Here is an 18,252-nt window from a genome sequence, read left to right as displayed (position 1 = left end):
AGGAACGGATTTCAAATCAAGGTTGGTAGATAACAGATGAGATAATTTTGATATGTTGAAGAAAATGATTTTTTACTCCACCTGTCTATCACTTCTGGGTTGTCAAGGATTGACACTCCCCACCCCTAAAGGGACGGGGATTCTTAATTTAGGTTCACCTGGTTGTTCTGATAAACCGACAGTTTCATTAAATGCCAAAAATGTTGAAAAAATCACATTCAATCAGGGTAGAATTAGTAAATCTAACCAGGTAAGTGTGGAGCAACATGTGGGGTACACCTTTGCAGCAATAGCAGGGGATAAATTGAGTTACAGTACGGATAGTGATGTTTGTATTTGGGTATTTACTCCAGACACTGAAATTGTTAAAGGGAAAGATTTGCTTAAAACTGGTCAATACACCATACAGGTGGGTGCACCACAAGGGGTGAAAAATTTTAATTTAGAAGTGGGTTTGGGAGATTTACAGACTAACATTAGTCCCACCACTGAATCGACTCCCACAATAAACTTAGATGCAAAAGAGAATAATTTACAGCCAGAACATGATATTTCTCAAGAAGATGCTGTGGAACTGGTTAAACAATGGTACGCGGCAAAACCTCAAATATTTGCATCACCCTTTGATACCAATTTAGTAGATCAATTAGCAACGGGCAAAATGCACAATTTTACAACTAAAGCTGATGGACCAGTGGAGTGGTTAAGACAAAATGGAGCATATTATGAATATATTTCTTCAGAAATAAAAAGAGTGGTTAATTTTTCAAATTCCGGGAAACGTCCTTATATTAGGGTTAGAGTAAGGGAGGAGAGATATTTACACAGTAGGTATGGGATTGATAGGGCAAAATCGGGAAAGTTCACTAGAAATCTAACTTATTTTTTTGAAAAAGAAAACACAAGGTGGAAAATCTCTGAGGTCTATCCTGCTTGGCAATAGGTAACCATTCTGGACCGCTTCCGTTGTAGATGAATACGGCTATAAATTGTAAAAATTTTGGTATGTTGAAAAAAATAATTTTTTGCTCCACCTGTTTATCACTTCTCGGTTGTCAAGGAGTCAATCCTCATGGATCTATTTCATCCAATCTTTTAAGTTCACCCGGTTGTCCTGATAAACCTACAGTTTCATTAAATGCCAAAAATGTTGAAAACCTTACATTCGATCAAGGTAGAATTAGTAAATCTAACCAGGTAAGTGTGGAGCAACATGTGGGGTACACCTTTGCAGCAATAGCAGGGGATAAATTGAGTTACAGTACGGATAGTGATGTTTGTATTTGGGTATTTACTCCAGACACTGAAATTGTTAAAGGGAAAGATTTGCTTAAAACTGGTCAATACACCATACAGGTGGGTGCACCACAAGGGGTGAAAAATTTTAATTTAGAAGTGGGTTTAGGGTCTACCCTTAAATCCGATCCGGTTACTATGGAGGATTCAGTAAAAAAATCGACAGTAATAGCTACCACAGCTGCACCCATTCCTAAAACTAAATCCCAAATACCACCAAGAGCAGATTCAGTTCAAAAGTCCTACACAGCAACACAAAATACTTCCAGAATTTCACCTGAACAAGTAATTCGAGATTATTATGATAAGATCAATAATAAACAGTATGATACTGCTTGGGATATTTATCCAAGTACAGTTAAAGAAGATCTAAATTTACATCCAAATGGTTATGATTCCTTTTTAGGATGGTGGACGCAAGTTGAGAGTGTTAGGGTAATTAGGGTTGGTACTCAATCAGAAGATAAAAACTCGGCTATCGTTAATTTTCGAGGTGAATATAGTATGAAAAATCGTCGATTACTTCCAGTCAGATTAAGATTTTATCTTGATTGGAATCAGAATAATGCCACTTGGTATGTTACTCAAATAAAGGTAAGAAGTCCATAAAAAACCACGGAATTGAATTGCATCATGAATTTTATTACACCTAATTTACCATAAGCAAAATGTTGAACCTAATCAATCGCTTAAAAAACAACAAAACCCTATTATTTGCCATATATGGATCCGCTGGCTGTTTAACAGCAGCAATCTTGCTAGGAGAACCATTTCTAGCCCTAACCAAAAGTGGGAATAAACCCACAACAAATCCTCAAGCGATAGTCTTATTAATTGACACATCCTCAAGCATGAGTGATGGTAAATTAACGGAAGTTAAAACGGCCGCCAGTCAGTTTGTGCAACGTCGTAACTTAGAAGTAGATCAAATAGCAGTGGTGAATTTTGGCTCAGCAGTTGCAACCCCTGCTCCATTGACAAACGACATTAATATTTTAAATAATGCCATTAATCAACTATTAGAAAATGGCTCAACACCTATGGGAGAAGGTATTAACACTGCCCAAGATCAATTGCAAGCAACAACATTAAACAAAAATATCATTTTATTTACCGATGGAATACCAGATGATCCTAATTTTGCCTACAATTCAGCCCTGTCTGTGAGAAATGCAGGAATTAAACTAATTGCAGTAGCTACCGGAGGTGCAGACACTAATTATTTAACCCAAATCACAGGCGATCGCTCCCTAGTATTTTATGCTAATTCTGGTCAATTTGACCAAGCATTTAGCCAAGCAGAAGCGGTAATTTATAAACAGTTGATTGAATCCAACACTGGTGAAAACTATACTTTTACTTATTCCATATTCCGCATTGGTGGTTGGACAGCGTTTTTGTCCATGGGAATATGTTTGGCTTTAATTATGGGACAAAATCGCTATATGCGACTACCATTATTAACTGCGAAAAAGGGAATTATCACTATTATTGGTAGTCTGGTAGCAGGAACCATCGCAGGTGCAAGTGGACAATTTTTGTTTGTGGTATTGTCAGTGAATACAACATTTTCAGGAATCCTTGGTCTGGAAGTAATTACCAAAATTGGAGGTTGGGTGATTGTGGGAGCGGTGGTGGGAGCTGGCACAAAATTCTTCGTCCCCAATCTCAACTTCAAAAACGCCCTCCTGGGGGGAACTGTAGGTGGTGGAATCGGTGCTGGTGGCTTTCTAATTACATCAAGTATTCTAGGAGACATTATGGGACGCTTATCTGGTGTATCCATATTAGGGTTTTTTATCGGATTGATGATTGCTTGGATTGAACAAAAACAGTTAAACTCAGAGCCTTACTTGTTAGTGCATTGGACACCCACGGAGCAGACCAGATATTTACTGGGTACCAGGCCAATTTCCATAGGTACTTCTGTGAACGTGGAAATTCCCCTAAGTGCAGCAGACGGATTTGCACCGCTTACTGCTAGAATATTTAAGGAGGGAAGTGATATTATCATGGAGTTCGACCAAGAATATGCTAGGATGAAGAAAATGAGAGTTACTACTCAGAGTTTAAAGGTGGGTGATGTCCGTAAGTTGGGGAAAATTACCCTAGAAGTTAAAGATAAAACCTAATTATCAAAATTCTTGTTTAATTGGCACAATGGTCAAATATACTTTCCATCTCAAACCAGAGGGTTCACCATCTGAATCGTACAGTTACAGTTTAGATTTAAACAATATGGAGGAAGATGCACCCGAAAAAGTGTTTACACCTCTGGTTAGAGAAAAGATTCGTAAGACATTACAGGATCTTAGCCTGTCAGCAATTAGGGATTATCAACTAAATCGAATTATTCAAACCTGGACTCAGGATATTAAGCACGGTTATAGATTTAGTTCTCTGAGTCTTAATTTAAGACTGCTGATTGATGAAAATATTGATCAACTTGAGGAGGATGGCAATCAGGAAATTCCTCAAATGATTGCTCCAGATATATCAGATATACAACTCCAATCGGGTGTATTGCCACCTTTAAACTTTGTTTAGGTCTTGGTAGTTTAACTGCAAAAATTAATCTCAAAAATTAACTTCAGGAAAGATAAAATGAATGCCATTAAGACTAGTATTACACCCCATCGGGAATTTATGCCAGCGGATACGGAAGGACAAAAGTTATTTGTTATGCTCAAGTTGCGTCCTCTCAAAGATATAGCTACCAGTCTTCCACCAACTACTTTTACTTTTGTTATTGATACTAGTGGATCCATGTATGAAGTGGTTGCAGGTGAGAGTAAACCTACAGGTGTCACCTATCAACAGGATGGCAAAGAATATCGGGAGGTGACAGGAGGTAAATCAAAAATAGACATAGTGATTGAATCCCTATTAGCCTTAGTTAATTCTGGGAGATTAAAACAACAAGATCGCATTGCTATAGTGCAATTTAATGATAGTGCTTCCTCAATTATTGGACTAACTAGTGCTACAGAAATTAAAAAACTAGAAACTGCCATTAACAACTTGAGAAATTTTTCTGGTGGTACGCGCATGGGTTTAGGACTGCGGCGTGCATTTGATATATTGAGTGAACAGGAAATGACTGTTAAACGGGTTCTATTATTCACCGATGGACAAACATTTGATGAAGATCAGTGTCAATCAATTGCTAATGATTTCGCCACCCGTAATATACCAGTCACCGCGTTGGGAGTGGGGGAAGAGTTCAATGAAGATTTATTGAGCCATCTTAGTGACTGCACGGGAGGAAAACTATTTTATGTGGTACCGGGAATCGCCAAAGGTACAGAAACATCCATACTAGATTTACCTGGCAAGATTATTGCTGAATATAGTGAAGCACAACAGGAGGTAATCACTAATCTAGCTTTAACTGTGAAAACTGTGAAGGGGGTAGAACTAAGTCGTATTGTTCGTGCTTATCCTACCCAAGCAGAATTTCCCATTAATCAAGATCCCTTTCCCTTGGGAAATGCTATTGCTCATGATGAAACTATCTTCATCCTAGAATTTACAGTTAATAACCGTCCTGCTTCTCGTGTACGTATTGCTCAGCTGGGATTGACCTATGACATTCCTGGAGAAAAAAGGCGCGGTGAAATACCACCAGAAAATCTCATTATTCAATTTCTTGCTGGACAACATAATGCAGCTCAGGTTAATCAAGAAGTTATGGACTATGTCCAACAATGCAATATTGCCAATCTGGTTGACCAATCTATCAAAATGGCAGAAAAGAATCCACAAAAAGCAGAGGAATTATTAGAAACAGCTAGAAGAATGACAGTGAAACTTGGCAATAATGAAATGACAGAATCTTTAAATAATGCCCAATCTGAATTGCGGAAGACTAAAAAAATCTCATCGGGAACTCGGAAGACGGTGAAAATGGGTGCTAAAGGGAAAACGGTGAAAATGGGTAATGATATTGATGATATGCTTTCAGAAGAGGAGATGCGAAAACTTACGGGAACATAAGAATCTCTCTGGTACAATTTCAACATAACTCTACCATCATAAGGATAAAAGACCATGATCACTTGTACAGCTTGTGGATATGACCAAAACCCAGATAATACAGAGTTCTGCAGTATTTGTGGTTCGGAACTGCCAATTGCTGTCACTACAGCGTCAATCATACCACCCACCATTATTCAACCAGCTCCACCACCAATATCAGATAATAGCTATTCACCAACCATACCACTTACAAGGACATCCGCAACTGCTAGGTTAGTCTGTAAACAGATCAATGCTCCCATACCGGAATTTATTCTGGAAAATAATGCCATAGTCGGTATTTTTGACCAGGATACTGGCCCGGTGGATATAGATTTGGAAACCTTTCTTGGTGGAGACACCGTATCCCGTAACCACGCGGAAATTTATCAGGAGGCGGGAATATGGAAGGTCAAGGATTTAGGATCTACCAATGGAGTATTTATTAAAGGTCAAGGACAAACACGATTCAGTGCTAGAATTACTGTCCCCACTCCTCTAAAACCAGACGATGAAATTGCATTTGGTAAGGTTAAATTTGTTTTTAAAAACAGCTAGATAGCATGACTTAATAAAAAGATGAGCGATTATACCAATCAGTTACCATTAATAATTCAAGAAAACACCTGTTTTCACATCCAAGCTCTGCCAGTAGAAATTATATCCTATTTAGGACAATTTACGCCTGATATTTATTATTTCCAAGTTTGGATAGTAGGTGATGCAAAACCAGGTTTACTCAGGATAGGTACAACTGATGGTGCACTTAACCGAGAATTACAATTGAGAACCCAATTGGGAGATTACCAGTTGATCTCCCAAGTTCTATTACACACTGTTGTAGACAATGTTGTTATTAACATTAATAATATTCATGATATCCCAGGTAATATCATGGATTGGGAAGTTTTGGATGTTGCACTAACCACAACAGAAAATCAAAATCCTGAAAATACAAATACCACCATAGATAGCAATCAAGAGGTGGAATATTTAGAGGAGGAATATTATCCAGAACAGGAAATTACTACCAGTGTATTAAGTGAAAAATTGCTGGTTCTTACCTATCTTCCCGATGAAAATAAAACCTTGGAAACTTGGCTGAATAATAAACCTAGTTTGGAAGAGTCTTTGTTAATTACCAGCCAAATCTGTCAAGTGTTTCGCTATCTTCATCAAAGAGGATGGTGTGTTATTAATCTCGTTCCCAAATTAATGCAAATAGGAACACCAGGAACACCAATTAAATTCTTTGACCTGACTAATGTCTTTCCTGTAGGAGAATTACTCAATTTTGGGTTTATAGGTGACTATTGCGCTCCAGAATTGGCATACGGTAAATATCCTGTTCACGAAACTATGAGCAGTTACACAGTAGGAGCATTATTATATCAAATAATTCATCACAAAAACTTACCCAGTAACCCAAATCAAGAAATACAAATCAATCCTATACCTCGAGTTTATCAACTGCTAAAAATTTGTCTATCTTACTTACCAGAAGAAAGATTTACATTGGAACAGTTTTTAAAAATATTAGTCCGTACTCGACAGGAGATGACTATCCCCAAAATTTATTGGGACATGGCAAGTTTATCTACTGTAGGACTCTCAATTAATCGCTTGAAAAATGAAGATAACTATGGGATTAAATACCAAAATAGTGGCGATCGCCGGACGGTAATTTTGGCTGGGATGGCGGATGGTATGGGAGGAATGTCTCAGGGGGAATTGGCGAGTAAATTGGCTATAGAAACCGTGCTAGAATCTCCCTTACCTTTAGAAAATCATACCAAGGAGGAATGCCAAGAGTGGCTAACTTCCCTATTTGTTCAAGCTAATGAGAAAGTTTCTGCACAAGTAAAAGATGGGGGAACAACTTTAAGTGTTATTTTTGCTTTTTCGGAACAACTAATGATTGGTCATGTGGGGGATAGTCGTATTTATTTACTGCGTCAAGGAGAAATTCAACAACTTAGTCAAGATCACTCTTTAGTGGCACTATTATTTGCTAGTGGAAAAATTACGGAAGAGGAATTGTCAACACATCCAGATAGAAATATTCTGACTAAATCTATTGGTGGAAAAAGTAGATTGAGTGATGGCTATGTTCAAGATCTAAGACAAACTACTTCAGAATTAACAATGAGATTAGAACATGAAGATATCATACTACTCTGTTCTGATGGAGTTTGGGACTTAGTTTCTAAAAACCAACTTGCCACAAATTTCATCACTGAATCTAACTTGCAAACAGCTGTGAACCTTACTATTAACCAAGTTTTAGAAAGGGGTGCACTAGATAATGCCACACTCTTAGCGTTACGATTTTTGGTTACGAGTAATCAAGGTCGTTGGTAAATCATTAGTTAATAAGCAAACCAATAAATAGTAAAGTCTATGCAATGTCCCACCTGTCTCACCGATAATTCAGATAATGCCATTAGTTGTATTGCCTGTGGCACACCTTTAATACCTGAAAATACTGTATCCAATCTACATTTAACACCGGGGACATTAATTGGTAGTGGTAGATATAGAATAGAAAGAATTTTAGGACAAGGTGGTTTTGGTATTACTTATGCAGCAACTTCTTTGATAAATTCTGCTCAGGTGGCTATCAAAGAACTATGGCCAGAAAAAGCTGCTAGACATGGAAATAGTGTTTTATGGCCCACATCAATTACTCCTGCACAGCGTCTGGAGCAACTACAAAAATTTCAGTGGGAAGCCAACTATTTACAACAGTGTAAACATCCCCATATTGCGGAAATTTATGAGTATTTCCCAGAAAATAATACTGCATATATGGTTATGGAATTACTCAATGGTAAATCTTTAGATAAAATTCTCCTCCAGGAAGGAATTCTCCAAGAAAATAAGGTGAAGGATTATTTCTGGCAAATAGCATCCGCTCTACAAATTATTCATGACCACAATTTATTACATCGGGATATTAAACCGGAAAACATTATCATTGTTCCACCAAATAGAGCTGTACTCATAGATTTTGGTGCAGCAAGGGAATTTATTGCTGGTCAAACAGGAGACATGACTAGAATTCTCACCGCTGGATATGCACCTTATGAACAATATATCCAAAGAAGTAGAAATTTTCCTGCTACTGACTTGTATGCTTTATGTGCATCAATGTATGAATTACTAACTGGAAAGTTACCAACAGAAGCTACAGAAAGAGCTAGTCAACTTTTGCAAAATACCCAATCAGACGCATTAATCCCTCCCCGACAACTCAACTCTAACATAACTCCTTTAATGGAAAAAATTATCTTGACAGGAATGGAATTTAAGGTGGAAGATAGATTTCAAACTGCTCAGGAATTAATGGCGGCCATACAAGGTAATTTTGTTTATCCCCAACATCAAAAAGCCAAGGACTTAGTTAAACAAGGTAATTTAATCGGTGCTGTGCAAGTATATCAAAAATATCTACAAGTCCAAGGTAGTAGTCCACAAGCATTTGTGGAACTGGCATTGGTACAAGTATACCTAGACCATAATCAAGCTAAGATAGCAGCTACAAATGCCATTAAATTCCAACCAAATGATGGTAGAGGATATGGAGTGTTAGGGTTAATTAATTGTCGTGAAAACCATTGGCAAGATGCTGTAACTAATCTACAAAAGGGAGCTAATTTATCACCTGACCAACTGTGGATAAAAACAAATTTAGCTTGGGCATTAGCTAAGTCAGGCAGTTTAACTGCGGCTAAAACAATTATAGATAAGGTTTTACAAATAGAGTCTGATTCTATATTTGCCCTAACTTTACAAGCATGGATACTTCTACAACAACAAGAGTGGAAGTTGGTAATTCGTACATCTAGTCAAGCCCTCTTTAAATTACAAAATAAGTTACAAACCCAATTAGCCAATCTCAATGATGATGAGCAGGAACTACAATCTACTCTATATACTTATTTAATCATGGCTTTAGAAAGGTCAGTGGTTACCAAAAAGGCTAATGATGTTAATCTGAGAATACAAGAGTTTGTGGATAAATCACCTAATAATGCCATAGCATGGGGTTTAAAAGGTTGGAAACAAGCAAACGAATTTCTATGGCAAGATTCTACAGTTAGTTTTGAAACAGCTATTCAACAAACTTCAGTTCCTGGTTGGGTGCTAATGAATTATGCAGTCACTCAGGAGAGTCTAAAGAATTATCAAGCTGCTATTGAGATCTATGATAAGTACATAACCCATATTCAGAATGAAATTCACGTCCATGGGGAAAAAAATTCCCTATTGGCTTTTTCTCATTTTAGAGTAGGTACTTTATATGCCCAATTAGGATCATGGAAACAAGCTAAGGCTTTTTTAGATAAATCAATTGAATTTAGAGATAATTACGCCGAAGCATATCACAACTTGGGATGGGTGTTACTCAATACCAAAAACCAACATGGAGAAGTGGAAAATAGTCGAGAAATACTAGCTGCATATAGTCAGGCAATAAAACTATACAACAAGTCGCAAAAAACACAGCTTGCATCCCAAATACAGCAGGCATTTAAACTAATAGGCTTAACTATTTAACGGGTAACGGTAATAATCATATCATGTACTGCAGAAGCTGTAGCAGGTGCAAGTAATACTCCATTACGGTAATGACCCGTTGCCAAAATTATATTAGTATAACTGGCTAATTTTTCAATTATTGGTGCTGGTCTACCTTCTGGACGAGGACGTAATCCTGACCAGCTGCGAAGAATCTTGGCCGAAGCTAATTCAGGACAAAAAGCGATCGCCTGTTGTTTAACTAGTTCCAGTAATTCCTTACTAGGTAGAACATCATCTTCTCCGTTAGGGAATTCTACTGTAGCTCCCACCCAATAATCTCCATTACCCATGGGTACTAGATGTACATCATTACCGGTAATGACCGGTTGAAAATCAGGATTGCCTAAACTCCTTCCTAAACTCAAATATAATGCTTGTCCTAAAACTGGACGAATAGTCACCTGATGATTTAATTGTCTAGTCAGTGCAGTGGTGCCCAAACCAGCAGTAATGATAAACCAATCTGCTGTAACTACACCTTCTGTAGTGTCAATAGATTTTAGTTGTTCCTGAACATGGGGTGTAATCTGGACGATTTGACTAGATGGTGCTTGGTGATTGCGAACTGCTACTCCAAATTTGAATTGTACCCCATTACGCTGTGCTGCGTCCACCAATGCTAGGGTTAACGCTGTGGGATTCAACTGTAAATCCTGAGGGGAATAAACAGCACCAATTACCATAGGATTATTTACCTGGGGGCAAAAATTCCCTAGTTTCTCCCTATCCCACACCTTTAACTCCCATCCTTGGGATTTGCGCACCTGTTGTAATTCCTCCCAGTCACTCATTGCTTCCACTCCGCTTTTTAGGGGGTGAGTGGGATCCTCTGATAGTAACATGACAATACCCTGACGGTTACAGGGAATTTTTCGCCCTGTTATCTCCTCCAGCTCTGGAATTAGGGTTTGATAGCGTTTAATACTCTCCTCGCGAATTTGCCAGGCCTTACCCTTGGTTTTATGGCTAATTACCCCCATTAAAACACCCAAAGCAGCTGCTGTAGAACCTTGTGCTGGCTGGTTTTTTTCAAAAACAGTGATATTTAAACCTTTGATTTGACTTAGTTGATATGCGATCGCTGCTCCAACTACACCACAACCGATAATTACTACATTCATAAGCTTTGTAAATAGTGAGGGGTGAAGAGTTTACCCCTTCACCCTATCACCTGATTAAACTAGGGTTTTGTGACTCAAGACTCAGATTGCAATGGAGACAATTGAGTTATTCCTGAGTTGGTGCTGGGGGAATCAGTTGTAAGAACTGGTTAAAGTCTGCCACAACGTCTTTATAGCTGCTCAATGCCAGTTTAGTATTACCAGCATTAGCAGCTTGATCAACTCTAACTAAGTGATTCAATAAGTTCTTGGTAATTTGTCTTCCTTGACCTTGGTCTTGGGGTAATAGACTGGGGATAACATAGGTCATAGTGAGTCTAGCTTCTGTTACCGGACCATGAATAAAATTACCCACTTTAATCCACTCACTACTGGTAATCAGACTTTTTAGTTCTTCAAATCGATTTTGTACTGCCTGAATATCAGGTACATATTGTCTCACTTTTACCAATTGTTCTGGTGTATAGGTGGGAGGTGCAGTTGCAACAGTAGGACTGCTGCAACTGATCAAAAACGTGGTCAATAGTACAAGAATCAGTGATAGAATAGGGCGTTGACGCACCATAAAGAAAATTAATTTAGTGTTTGTTAAGCAATTGACAGATTTATTTTAGATCGGTACTGTAATTTCTCATTCTACAGTGGGAAAGTTTTTGGAGGAATTTTGCTGAATTTTTTCACTGATTCCCTAGCAAACCAGTCCAATGTAATATTAGGAGAGTCTTGACGTGAACGCATCGGAACAAGCAACCAACTTTGAAATAGCTAGTAAGATTGCTACCGTAGTCAACTTGTTTAAATTACAATTTCCTGATGCCAAAAGCGATCTAAAACCTTGGCAAAATGACCGTGAGACCAGACAACTAGTGGATCCTGATTCCATTGATATAGGTTTTCACTTTCCCGGAATCAGCAGGTCTTGGCGCAGTCGTAGTGTGTTAATCCAAATTCGCTTTCATCAAGATCCCATTAATCAACAATCCAAAGCTATAGGTGTTGAAGTATCAGGATTTGACCATCGAGGTCAAGTATGGCGACTTTCTACCATAGAACAGTGGAGTTTTGTGGGCGAACCCACACCCTCTAGTGTAGTTGGAGAAAAACTTAAACACATTTGTAGACAAATCTTGGAAATATTCAATATTTGACTTCATTGAACTTATCCCTAGGTTAATACATGACATTTTAGCTCGCCTCCGCGTGTATATGGAAATATTACCATTACCAAGAGGATATGAAATTCCAATCTTCTGAACCTGTCTGATTGTTTTGCTGATTTTGTGGGTGTTTGATCTGATCTCCATCTTCTGTATTTTGTATACTATCTAAATCTTCCACTTCTTCTGTTTTTGGTACATAATCTGAGGAGGTAAAATTTCCCTGAATTAGGCTATCGTATGCGCCAGAATTATACCATTTTAATAATTCTCCTGTGCGCATAATGATCCAAGAAGGTCTTGGTTCAGCATAGCTTAGTATTTTAGTAATTTTATCTAAAGTATCCAAATTATTAGATGCGAACTCACGTGACTGGATGATAAAATCATTCATGACATCATCATTTAAATATTCTTGGGGTAAACCTGCCATTTTCATCAAAGTGGTGGTAGCTACATTAATATCTTGACAAGCTAATAGCCCTGCGCGATCGGCTGTTAATTTAGACATCATTAGCCAATTATATAAACTCAATTCAACTCCGCTAGCAACCAAACCGCCAATACCTAGGGTAGTGCTGATCAATAAATTTTTAATATTTGGCATCACAATTGCTATTTGATGGTAGACTACATTTTGGCTTTTAATACGAGCTATCTCACTTCCAATTAAGTAGAGTAGTTCTTCGGAATTAAGCCATTCCATAGCTTCTAAGTTTACGCCAATTAGGGGTTTTTCTACGCCAATAATATAGCTTTGAATATAACCTGTTCCCCTAAATAAATATAATTCTGGCAAGGGAGAAACATCTAAAACTTCACAAGCTGTTACTAATGCTTGATACAACTTAGGAAAATTCCTCTTTGTAACTCTAATTTCACTACCCAGCGTTTGTAATCTTAGTAATCTGTCAATACTATATTCATTGATTTTTTTAAGTATTGTTGATATGCCTGGCATTTTTCTCAAAGATGCTAAAGCCTGTTTATCAAAAGGATGCTCGTATGTTTGAGAATTGAGTCCAGAGAAGACTTTTAAACCTGTTTGGACAGTCATTTATTTTCCTATATTAATTGTTTAATGATTGTTGAATATTCATTCACAAAAGCCATAAATTGCTGTTGATTGATGGGATAACCAGGCCCACATTTGGTCTCCAAAAGAAAAGTGCCACCATTCTCGTGGATGACGTTGAAAACCTGCTTGACACATAATGTTATTTAGCATTTCTCGACCTTGGTGATATTGGCTATGTTTGTTCAGATAATAATCGGGATGCGATCGCTCAGAAATTTCGTCAATTGGCGAACCCATATTAATAATTTCCCCCCGTTCATTAACTAGGGTAATATCCACTGCTGCACCAGTGCTATGGGGGGGAGGAGTGTGAGGATTGGAACTGGGTGGAGCCCAAATTTCATATACCTGTTGCCAAATTTTTTCCCGCTGGTCATCGGACAAATTTTGTTCCAGTATTCCCCCTGCTTTTACCAGTTGAATAAAACTATAATCAACCATAAATTGCTGCACTCCTACTGGACGGTAAGCATCAAATATTTGAATATGCCATCCAGGAGACAATAGGTTTAAACAATTCTGGGCATGAATAAGATTTTTGACCACTGTTTTCCGGAGAAAATAGGGTGAATATTGTCCGTAACGTGCGCCTAGTTTGGCATAAGGGTGGGGGTTTTCCACTGCAAAAAGCTCCAGGGGAATTTCTACTAATGGTTCCCCCGATTCGATAATGGGAATTTGATGATATGGACGCATGATCTGGCAATATGGGAGATAGAAAAGCTAAGGAGATTTCTCGGTTTTTTCTGGTACGGGATCATAACCACCAGGATGGAAGGGATGACAACGTAAAATTCGACCTAGGGCCATCCAACTTCCACGAAACACTCCAAACCTTTCTATAGCTTCCATAGCATACATGGAACAGGTGGGTTGAAACCGACAACTGGGGGGAAATAGAGGAGAAATAAATAACCGATAACCTTGAATAAGCCAAATGAATAATCTTTTCACACAACTCCTTGAGGATTTTCTAAGGTTGCAACCGACGAATTTCTGTAATTTGGTCAGCTAAATCAAGAAAAGATTTTGGCATTTGAGGACCAGTCAAAATCATATCCAAATGGGTGGGACGGTCAATCAGAAACTGCAACACCTCCTTTTCGGGAATTAAACCAAAATCAACTGCTAAACTTAACTCATCTAAAACCACTAAGGAATATTTACCTTCGTATACTACCTTTTGTGTATATTCCCACAGGGAATGCAAAGACCCAATTTCTTCCTCATTGAAATTTGGTGTGTCCGGGGACCTAGCTAGGTCACAGCGAATCCAATCTAGCTTGTTTCCAATTTGTATGGGATTATTTATACCTTGGTTAATACCCCCTTTAAGAAACTGGATAATTAATACAGGTGTTCCATGACTGGCAATTCTTAGGGACTGGGAAATAACGTTAGTGAAAAAGTAACGTTCTGAGCTAGTAAACACCTGTAGTGATCCCGCGACTGAATTTGGTAAACTAGGTGCAGGATTAATATTTGGACTGTCAATTTGGGTAAAAATCATTACTAAAACAAGAGAATACAAAAAAGACTGAGAGGTAAATCATGGTTTGGCAACGTCTCGATGGTCGTCAACCCGATCAACTACGAACATTAAATTTTTATCCCCATTTTACTCGTTTTGCTCCCGGTTCGGTGTTAGCACAATGTGGTGAGACTCAGGTTCTTTGTACAGTTAGTATAACTGAGGGAGTGCCAAAATTTTTAATGGGAAGTGGAAAAGGTTGGTTAACAGCAGAATATCGTATGTTACCCTCTGCTACCCAACAAAGACAAGAACGGGAACTATTAAAGTTGTCGGGACGCACCCAAGAAATTCAGCGATTAATTGGACGTAGTTTAAGAGCAGCACTGAATTTTGAAATATTAGGGGAAAAGACCTTAACTGTAGATGCTGATGTTTTACAAGCAGACGCTGGTACAAGAACTATATCCATTACAGGTGGGTTTATAGCCTTAGCTCATGCAATTACTAACTTGTTGCAACAGGGAGTTTTAGAGCGATCGCCTTTATGTGGACAAATAGCTGCTGTTTCCGTAGGTTTATTAAAGGGAGAGGCATTTTTGGATTTAGACTTTACTGAGGATGTAAATGCAGAAGTAGATTTTAACGTGGTTATGAACAGTAGGCTCAATATTATTGAAGTTCAAGGAACAGCGGAAGCAGGTAGTTTTAGTCGTCAACAGTTAAATCAGCTCCTGGACGTTGCAGAAACAGGAATTAGGGAATTACTGATAGCTCAAAGATCGGTAATACCAGATTTTAACACCTTATTGAATGTTTAACAGAAAATAGAAAACTTAAACAGGTGATCACCTTGCACTCAACAAGAAACATACAACAATGGTGGATTTTTCGCTGTTTGTCCACAGCATTGCTATTTGGTCAAATTTCCCTACATATAATTCAAGGAAAAACCTATTATCGGAAAATTCTTGACCATGCACTAAAAGTAGGACCGGGTTCCCTCTCCCCAGTTTTGTTGGTAAGTGGTTTTGCGGGAATGATTTTCACGATTCAAACAGCTAGGGAACTGATCAGATTCGGTGCAGTTGATAATCTGGGGGGCGCTTTTGCAGTAGCCTTTTGTCGAGAACTAGCTCCAATTTTAACCGCTAGTGTGATTGCTGGACAAGTAGGATCAGCATTCGCAGCAGAAATAGGAGCTATGCAGGTAACTGAACAAATTGATGCGCTCTACTTACTCAAAACCGATCCAATAGATTATTTAGTCTTACCCAGAGTGATTGCTTGCGGTTTGATGATGCCAGTAATGATGATTTTTGCACTAATTATGGGTGTTAGTGGTGGAATTTTTGCCGGGTTGCAATTTTACCAAGTTCAACCGGAAAACTTTTTAGAATCGGTGCGAGATTTTTTAACTCCGGGAGATATGATGATGATAATCGTCAAAGGCGTAATTTTTGGAATAATAGTTGCTGTGAATGGATGTAGTTGGGGACTAACTACTAGGGGAGGCGCTAAGGAGGTTGGTGAATCCGCAACTACTGCGGTGGTAACTACTTGGGTGGTACTTTTCATCACAGATTTTTTGTTGGCTCTACCTGGGATTACACTAGCAATTTAGATTAGATCCAGTTATACTTCCTGTAACATATTAACCAGAAATTCTCCGATCATTTTGGCTTTTTGTTTTATTATAACTTTGGGGTTAACTTCAGTGCATTTACTGTACAAATAACCGCTAAAACCAAAGTAACTTGACACACCGGAAATGAAAATGATTAACACAAATGTTTTTTTATTAAAAACATCTTTCTTGTCCCTCTGCTTAGTTTGCTTCTTACCCAATTTAGTCAAAGCTCAAGATGTTCCTAGTCAACAAGATTTACCAAAAGTTAATCCGGAGATACAATTACTATTAAGTCAACCTAATCAGGATATACCTTTAAAACTAGTTGATGCGGTTTATCTAGCTTTACAAAATAATCGAGATGTAAAAATAGCCTATCTGCAGCGTATTGTAGATAAAGCACGATTATCTGAATCTGAGTCTATATTTAGCCCTACTCTACGACCCCAGCTATCTTTAAACCTGAATGCGAGGGAACCAGGAGACTCAGGCCCTACAAAAACAGATATTATAACTAATACAACCGCTCGTATTGGCGCTGGGATTAATTTGAAACTGCCTACTGGTGCTTCTTTAAATTTAGGATGGAATGGAGAAAATGTATGGAAAGGTCAGTATAGCAAAGATTCCTCAAGTTATTTACCTTTAACAGATCCAAATATTCTCAGTCAAGATGTTAGTTTTAGTATTAGTCAACCTTTATTGAAAGACTTTGGCGTATATTTAAACACTTTAAACATTAGAAGAGCTAAACTGACAGAAAGCACTAATGTCTTGAATTTCAGAAATTCTATTGCCCAAACAATTACAAATTCGGTAGTCACCTACAGGAATCTCTTGTTAGCACAAGAAAGATTAAAAATTGAGGAAGATTCTTTTGCTAGTGCCAAAGCAGAACTTGACAAGTTACAGCTGCTATTTACAGAGGGCAAAATTACCAAAAATGATTTGATTCAACGTCAGGCTGACATTGCTCAAAAAGAATTTAACTTAGTTAATGTAAAGACAAATTTAACTGAAGCAATTGCTAGCCTAACCAAACTTACAGACCTACCTTTGAAAATGCTAATTGCGGTAGAAAAACCTCTTCCCCCAGACAGTTTAAATTTGCCAACTTTTGAGGAAATGATCAAATTGGCTGAAAATAATAATATCAGATATCTTTTTGCTGTTAATGCTGTAGAAAATGCCAAGCTCTCCTTAGCAGAGGCCAAAAATCAGCAAAGTTTAGACCTTACATTGAATCTGCGTTATGGCTTTAATAGTTTTTCCTATCAGCGGGATTCGGGTAATTTTACATCGTCTTTAGTGTTAAGTCGTGAGTTTGGTAATCTTTCTCAGGATAATGCCGTACTCAAAAGTGAAGTCAATTTGCAACAAGCTGAATACTCTTTAGCAAATACTAGAGTAGATATTAATGAGCAGCTGAGAAATAGGGTTCGTAATGTTAGGGATAGTTTTACACAAATTCAATTATCCAAACAGTCCACTAATTTAGCGGAATTAAGACTGAATAGTGCCAGGGAAAAAATCAAGTCAGGTGACAATGTTTCCACGACAGATATTATTAATTTTGAAAAAGGTTTAGTTGACGCTAAAAATCAAGAATTGAACGTGACTATCAGTCATCTGAACAGTATGACTCAACTAGAAGAGTTTTTGGGAATGACGCTAAATAAATGGCTTAAATAGTAATAAATGCTATAATTTGGCTTCTAACTGGATTTAAAATACAGTGACTAAACTCATACTTCTTAACACAAAAAGAAAAATACTTAATGCTTTTAAATAACTTGTACATATGTCTTGACACTTCTTTCTGTCTTGCTATCTGTTCAAAGCAAACGAAAGTATTAAAGATAATTCTTGGAAGATGAACCACTAACTTCGTCCAAAAT

The 18,252-nt window shown here is 37.8% G+C and carries 18 protein-coding genes; 12 read left to right on the top strand and 6 right to left on the bottom strand.

Annotation, left to right across the window (positions count from 1 at the left end; genetic code table 11):
- Window positions 1–52: 52 nt before the first annotated feature.
- The 8 genes from C6N34_RS05655 to C6N34_RS05620 all read left to right on the top strand — a co-directional run bounded on the left by C6N34_RS05655 (window position 53) and on the right by C6N34_RS05620 (window position 9,873).
- Window positions 53–943, top strand: a complete 891-nt coding sequence (locus tag C6N34_RS05655) for an ARC6/PARC6 family protein (RefSeq protein WP_057179140.1) — start codon at window positions 53–55, stop codon at window positions 941–943.
- Between the two features lie 62 nt (window positions 944–1,005).
- Window positions 1,006–1,905: a hypothetical protein gene (locus tag C6N34_RS05650; RefSeq protein ID WP_147290742.1), complete on the top strand. Its 900-nt coding sequence runs from the start codon at window positions 1,006–1,008 to the stop codon at window positions 1,903–1,905.
- A 59-nt stretch (window positions 1,906–1,964) separates the two neighbouring features.
- Window positions 1,965–3,428: a vWA domain-containing protein gene (locus C6N34_RS05645; RefSeq protein ID WP_115538397.1), complete on the top strand. Its 1,464-nt coding sequence runs from the start codon at window positions 1,965–1,967 to the stop codon at window positions 3,426–3,428.
- Window positions 3,429–3,456: 28 nt separating this feature from the next.
- Complete coding sequence (locus C6N34_RS05640) at window positions 3,457–3,843, top strand: hypothetical protein (protein ID WP_115538398.1); 387 nt, start codon at window positions 3,457–3,459, stop codon at window positions 3,841–3,843.
- Window positions 3,844–3,900: 57 nt separating this feature from the next.
- A complete protein-coding gene (locus tag C6N34_RS05635) occupies window positions 3,901–5,292 on the top strand; it encodes a vWA domain-containing protein (RefSeq protein ID WP_115538399.1) in 1,392 nt (463 codons plus the stop codon).
- 54 nt (window positions 5,293–5,346) lie between these two features.
- The gene (locus C6N34_RS05630) at window positions 5,347–5,871 is read left to right on the top strand and encodes an FHA domain-containing protein (protein ID WP_096543984.1); all 525 of its coding nucleotides are present in this window, start codon (window positions 5,347–5,349) and stop codon (window positions 5,869–5,871) included.
- Window positions 5,872–5,892: 21 nt separating this feature from the next.
- Window positions 5,893–7,674 (top strand): protein phosphatase 2C domain-containing protein, encoded by a 1,782-nt coding sequence (locus C6N34_RS05625; protein ID WP_057179133.1) that lies wholly within the window; start codon window positions 5,893–5,895, stop codon window positions 7,672–7,674.
- A 39-nt stretch (window positions 7,675–7,713) separates the two neighbouring features.
- Entirely contained in the window at window positions 7,714–9,873 is a 2,160-nt protein-coding gene (locus tag C6N34_RS05620) for a protein kinase domain-containing protein (protein WP_211941988.1), read from the top strand.
- On the opposite strand, the gene C6N34_RS05615 is transcribed toward C6N34_RS05620, so the two are convergent.
- Together C6N34_RS05615 and psbQ are read right to left on the bottom strand one after the other, a co-directional pair.
- Window positions 9,870–11,018 carry an NAD(P)/FAD-dependent oxidoreductase gene (locus C6N34_RS05615; RefSeq protein ID WP_057179131.1) on the bottom strand — a complete coding sequence of 383 codons (1,149 nt, stop codon included), beginning with the start codon at window positions 11,016–11,018 and terminating at the stop codon, window positions 9,870–9,872. The genes C6N34_RS05620 and C6N34_RS05615 overlap by 4 nt on opposite strands.
- A 106-nt stretch (window positions 11,019–11,124) precedes the next feature.
- Window positions 11,125–11,583: a photosystem II protein PsbQ gene (gene psbQ / locus C6N34_RS05610; protein WP_115538401.1), complete on the bottom strand. Its 459-nt coding sequence runs from the start codon at window positions 11,581–11,583 to the stop codon at window positions 11,125–11,127.
- A gap of 163 nt (window positions 11,584–11,746) precedes the next feature.
- Between psbQ and C6N34_RS05605 the strand changes: the two genes are divergently transcribed.
- The gene (locus tag C6N34_RS05605) at window positions 11,747–12,166 is read left to right on the top strand and encodes a hypothetical protein (RefSeq protein WP_057179130.1); all 420 of its coding nucleotides are present in this window, start codon (window positions 11,747–11,749) and stop codon (window positions 12,164–12,166) included.
- Between the two features lie 73 nt (window positions 12,167–12,239).
- Here the strand turns inward: C6N34_RS05605 and C6N34_RS05600 are convergent, their stop codons facing one another.
- Genes C6N34_RS05600 through C6N34_RS05585 form a run of 4 tightly spaced genes read right to left on the bottom strand, consistent with a single transcriptional unit; the run spans window position 12,240 to window position 14,763 of the window.
- Complete coding sequence (locus C6N34_RS05600) at window positions 12,240–13,232, bottom strand: M48 family metallopeptidase (protein ID WP_115538402.1); 993 nt, start codon at window positions 13,230–13,232, stop codon at window positions 12,240–12,242.
- A 39-nt stretch (window positions 13,233–13,271) separates the two neighbouring features.
- On the bottom strand, window positions 13,272–13,949 hold the full coding sequence (locus tag C6N34_RS05595) for a M15 family metallopeptidase (RefSeq protein WP_057179128.1): 678 nt from the start codon (window positions 13,947–13,949) through the stop codon (window positions 13,272–13,274).
- A gap of 27 nt (window positions 13,950–13,976) precedes the next feature.
- On the bottom strand, window positions 13,977–14,207 hold the full coding sequence (yidD, locus tag C6N34_RS05590; protein ID WP_219995509.1) for a membrane protein insertion efficiency factor YidD: 231 nt from the start codon (window positions 14,205–14,207) through the stop codon (window positions 13,977–13,979).
- Window positions 14,208–14,226: 19 nt separating this feature from the next.
- Window positions 14,227–14,763 (bottom strand): P-loop NTPase family protein, encoded by a 537-nt coding sequence (locus tag C6N34_RS05585; RefSeq protein ID WP_057179126.1) that lies wholly within the window; start codon window positions 14,761–14,763, stop codon window positions 14,227–14,229.
- Window positions 14,764–14,804: 41 nt separating this feature from the next.
- On the opposite strand from C6N34_RS05585, the gene rph reads away from it, so the two are divergent.
- From rph to C6N34_RS05570, 3 genes are all read left to right on the top strand, one after another.
- Window positions 14,805–15,545: a ribonuclease PH gene (rph, locus tag C6N34_RS05580; RefSeq protein WP_057179125.1), complete on the top strand. Its 741-nt coding sequence runs from the start codon at window positions 14,805–14,807 to the stop codon at window positions 15,543–15,545.
- A gap of 23 nt (window positions 15,546–15,568) precedes the next feature.
- Window positions 15,569–16,348 (top strand): MlaE family lipid ABC transporter permease subunit, encoded by a 780-nt coding sequence (locus C6N34_RS05575; RefSeq protein ID WP_006278053.1) that lies wholly within the window; start codon window positions 15,569–15,571, stop codon window positions 16,346–16,348.
- A gap of 153 nt (window positions 16,349–16,501) precedes the next feature.
- Window positions 16,502–18,046, top strand: coding sequence for a TolC family protein (locus C6N34_RS05570; RefSeq protein ID WP_115538404.1), 1,545 nt, complete (start codon window positions 16,502–16,504; stop codon window positions 18,044–18,046).
- The last annotated feature ends 206 nt before the right edge of the window (window positions 18,047–18,252 follow it).

This window comes from Cylindrospermopsis raciborskii Cr2010, from assembly GCF_003367075.2.
Classification (GTDB): domain Bacteria; phylum Cyanobacteriota; class Cyanobacteriia; order Cyanobacteriales; family Nostocaceae; genus Raphidiopsis; species Raphidiopsis raciborskii.
This window is presented reverse-complemented; position numbering and strand designations above follow the sequence as displayed.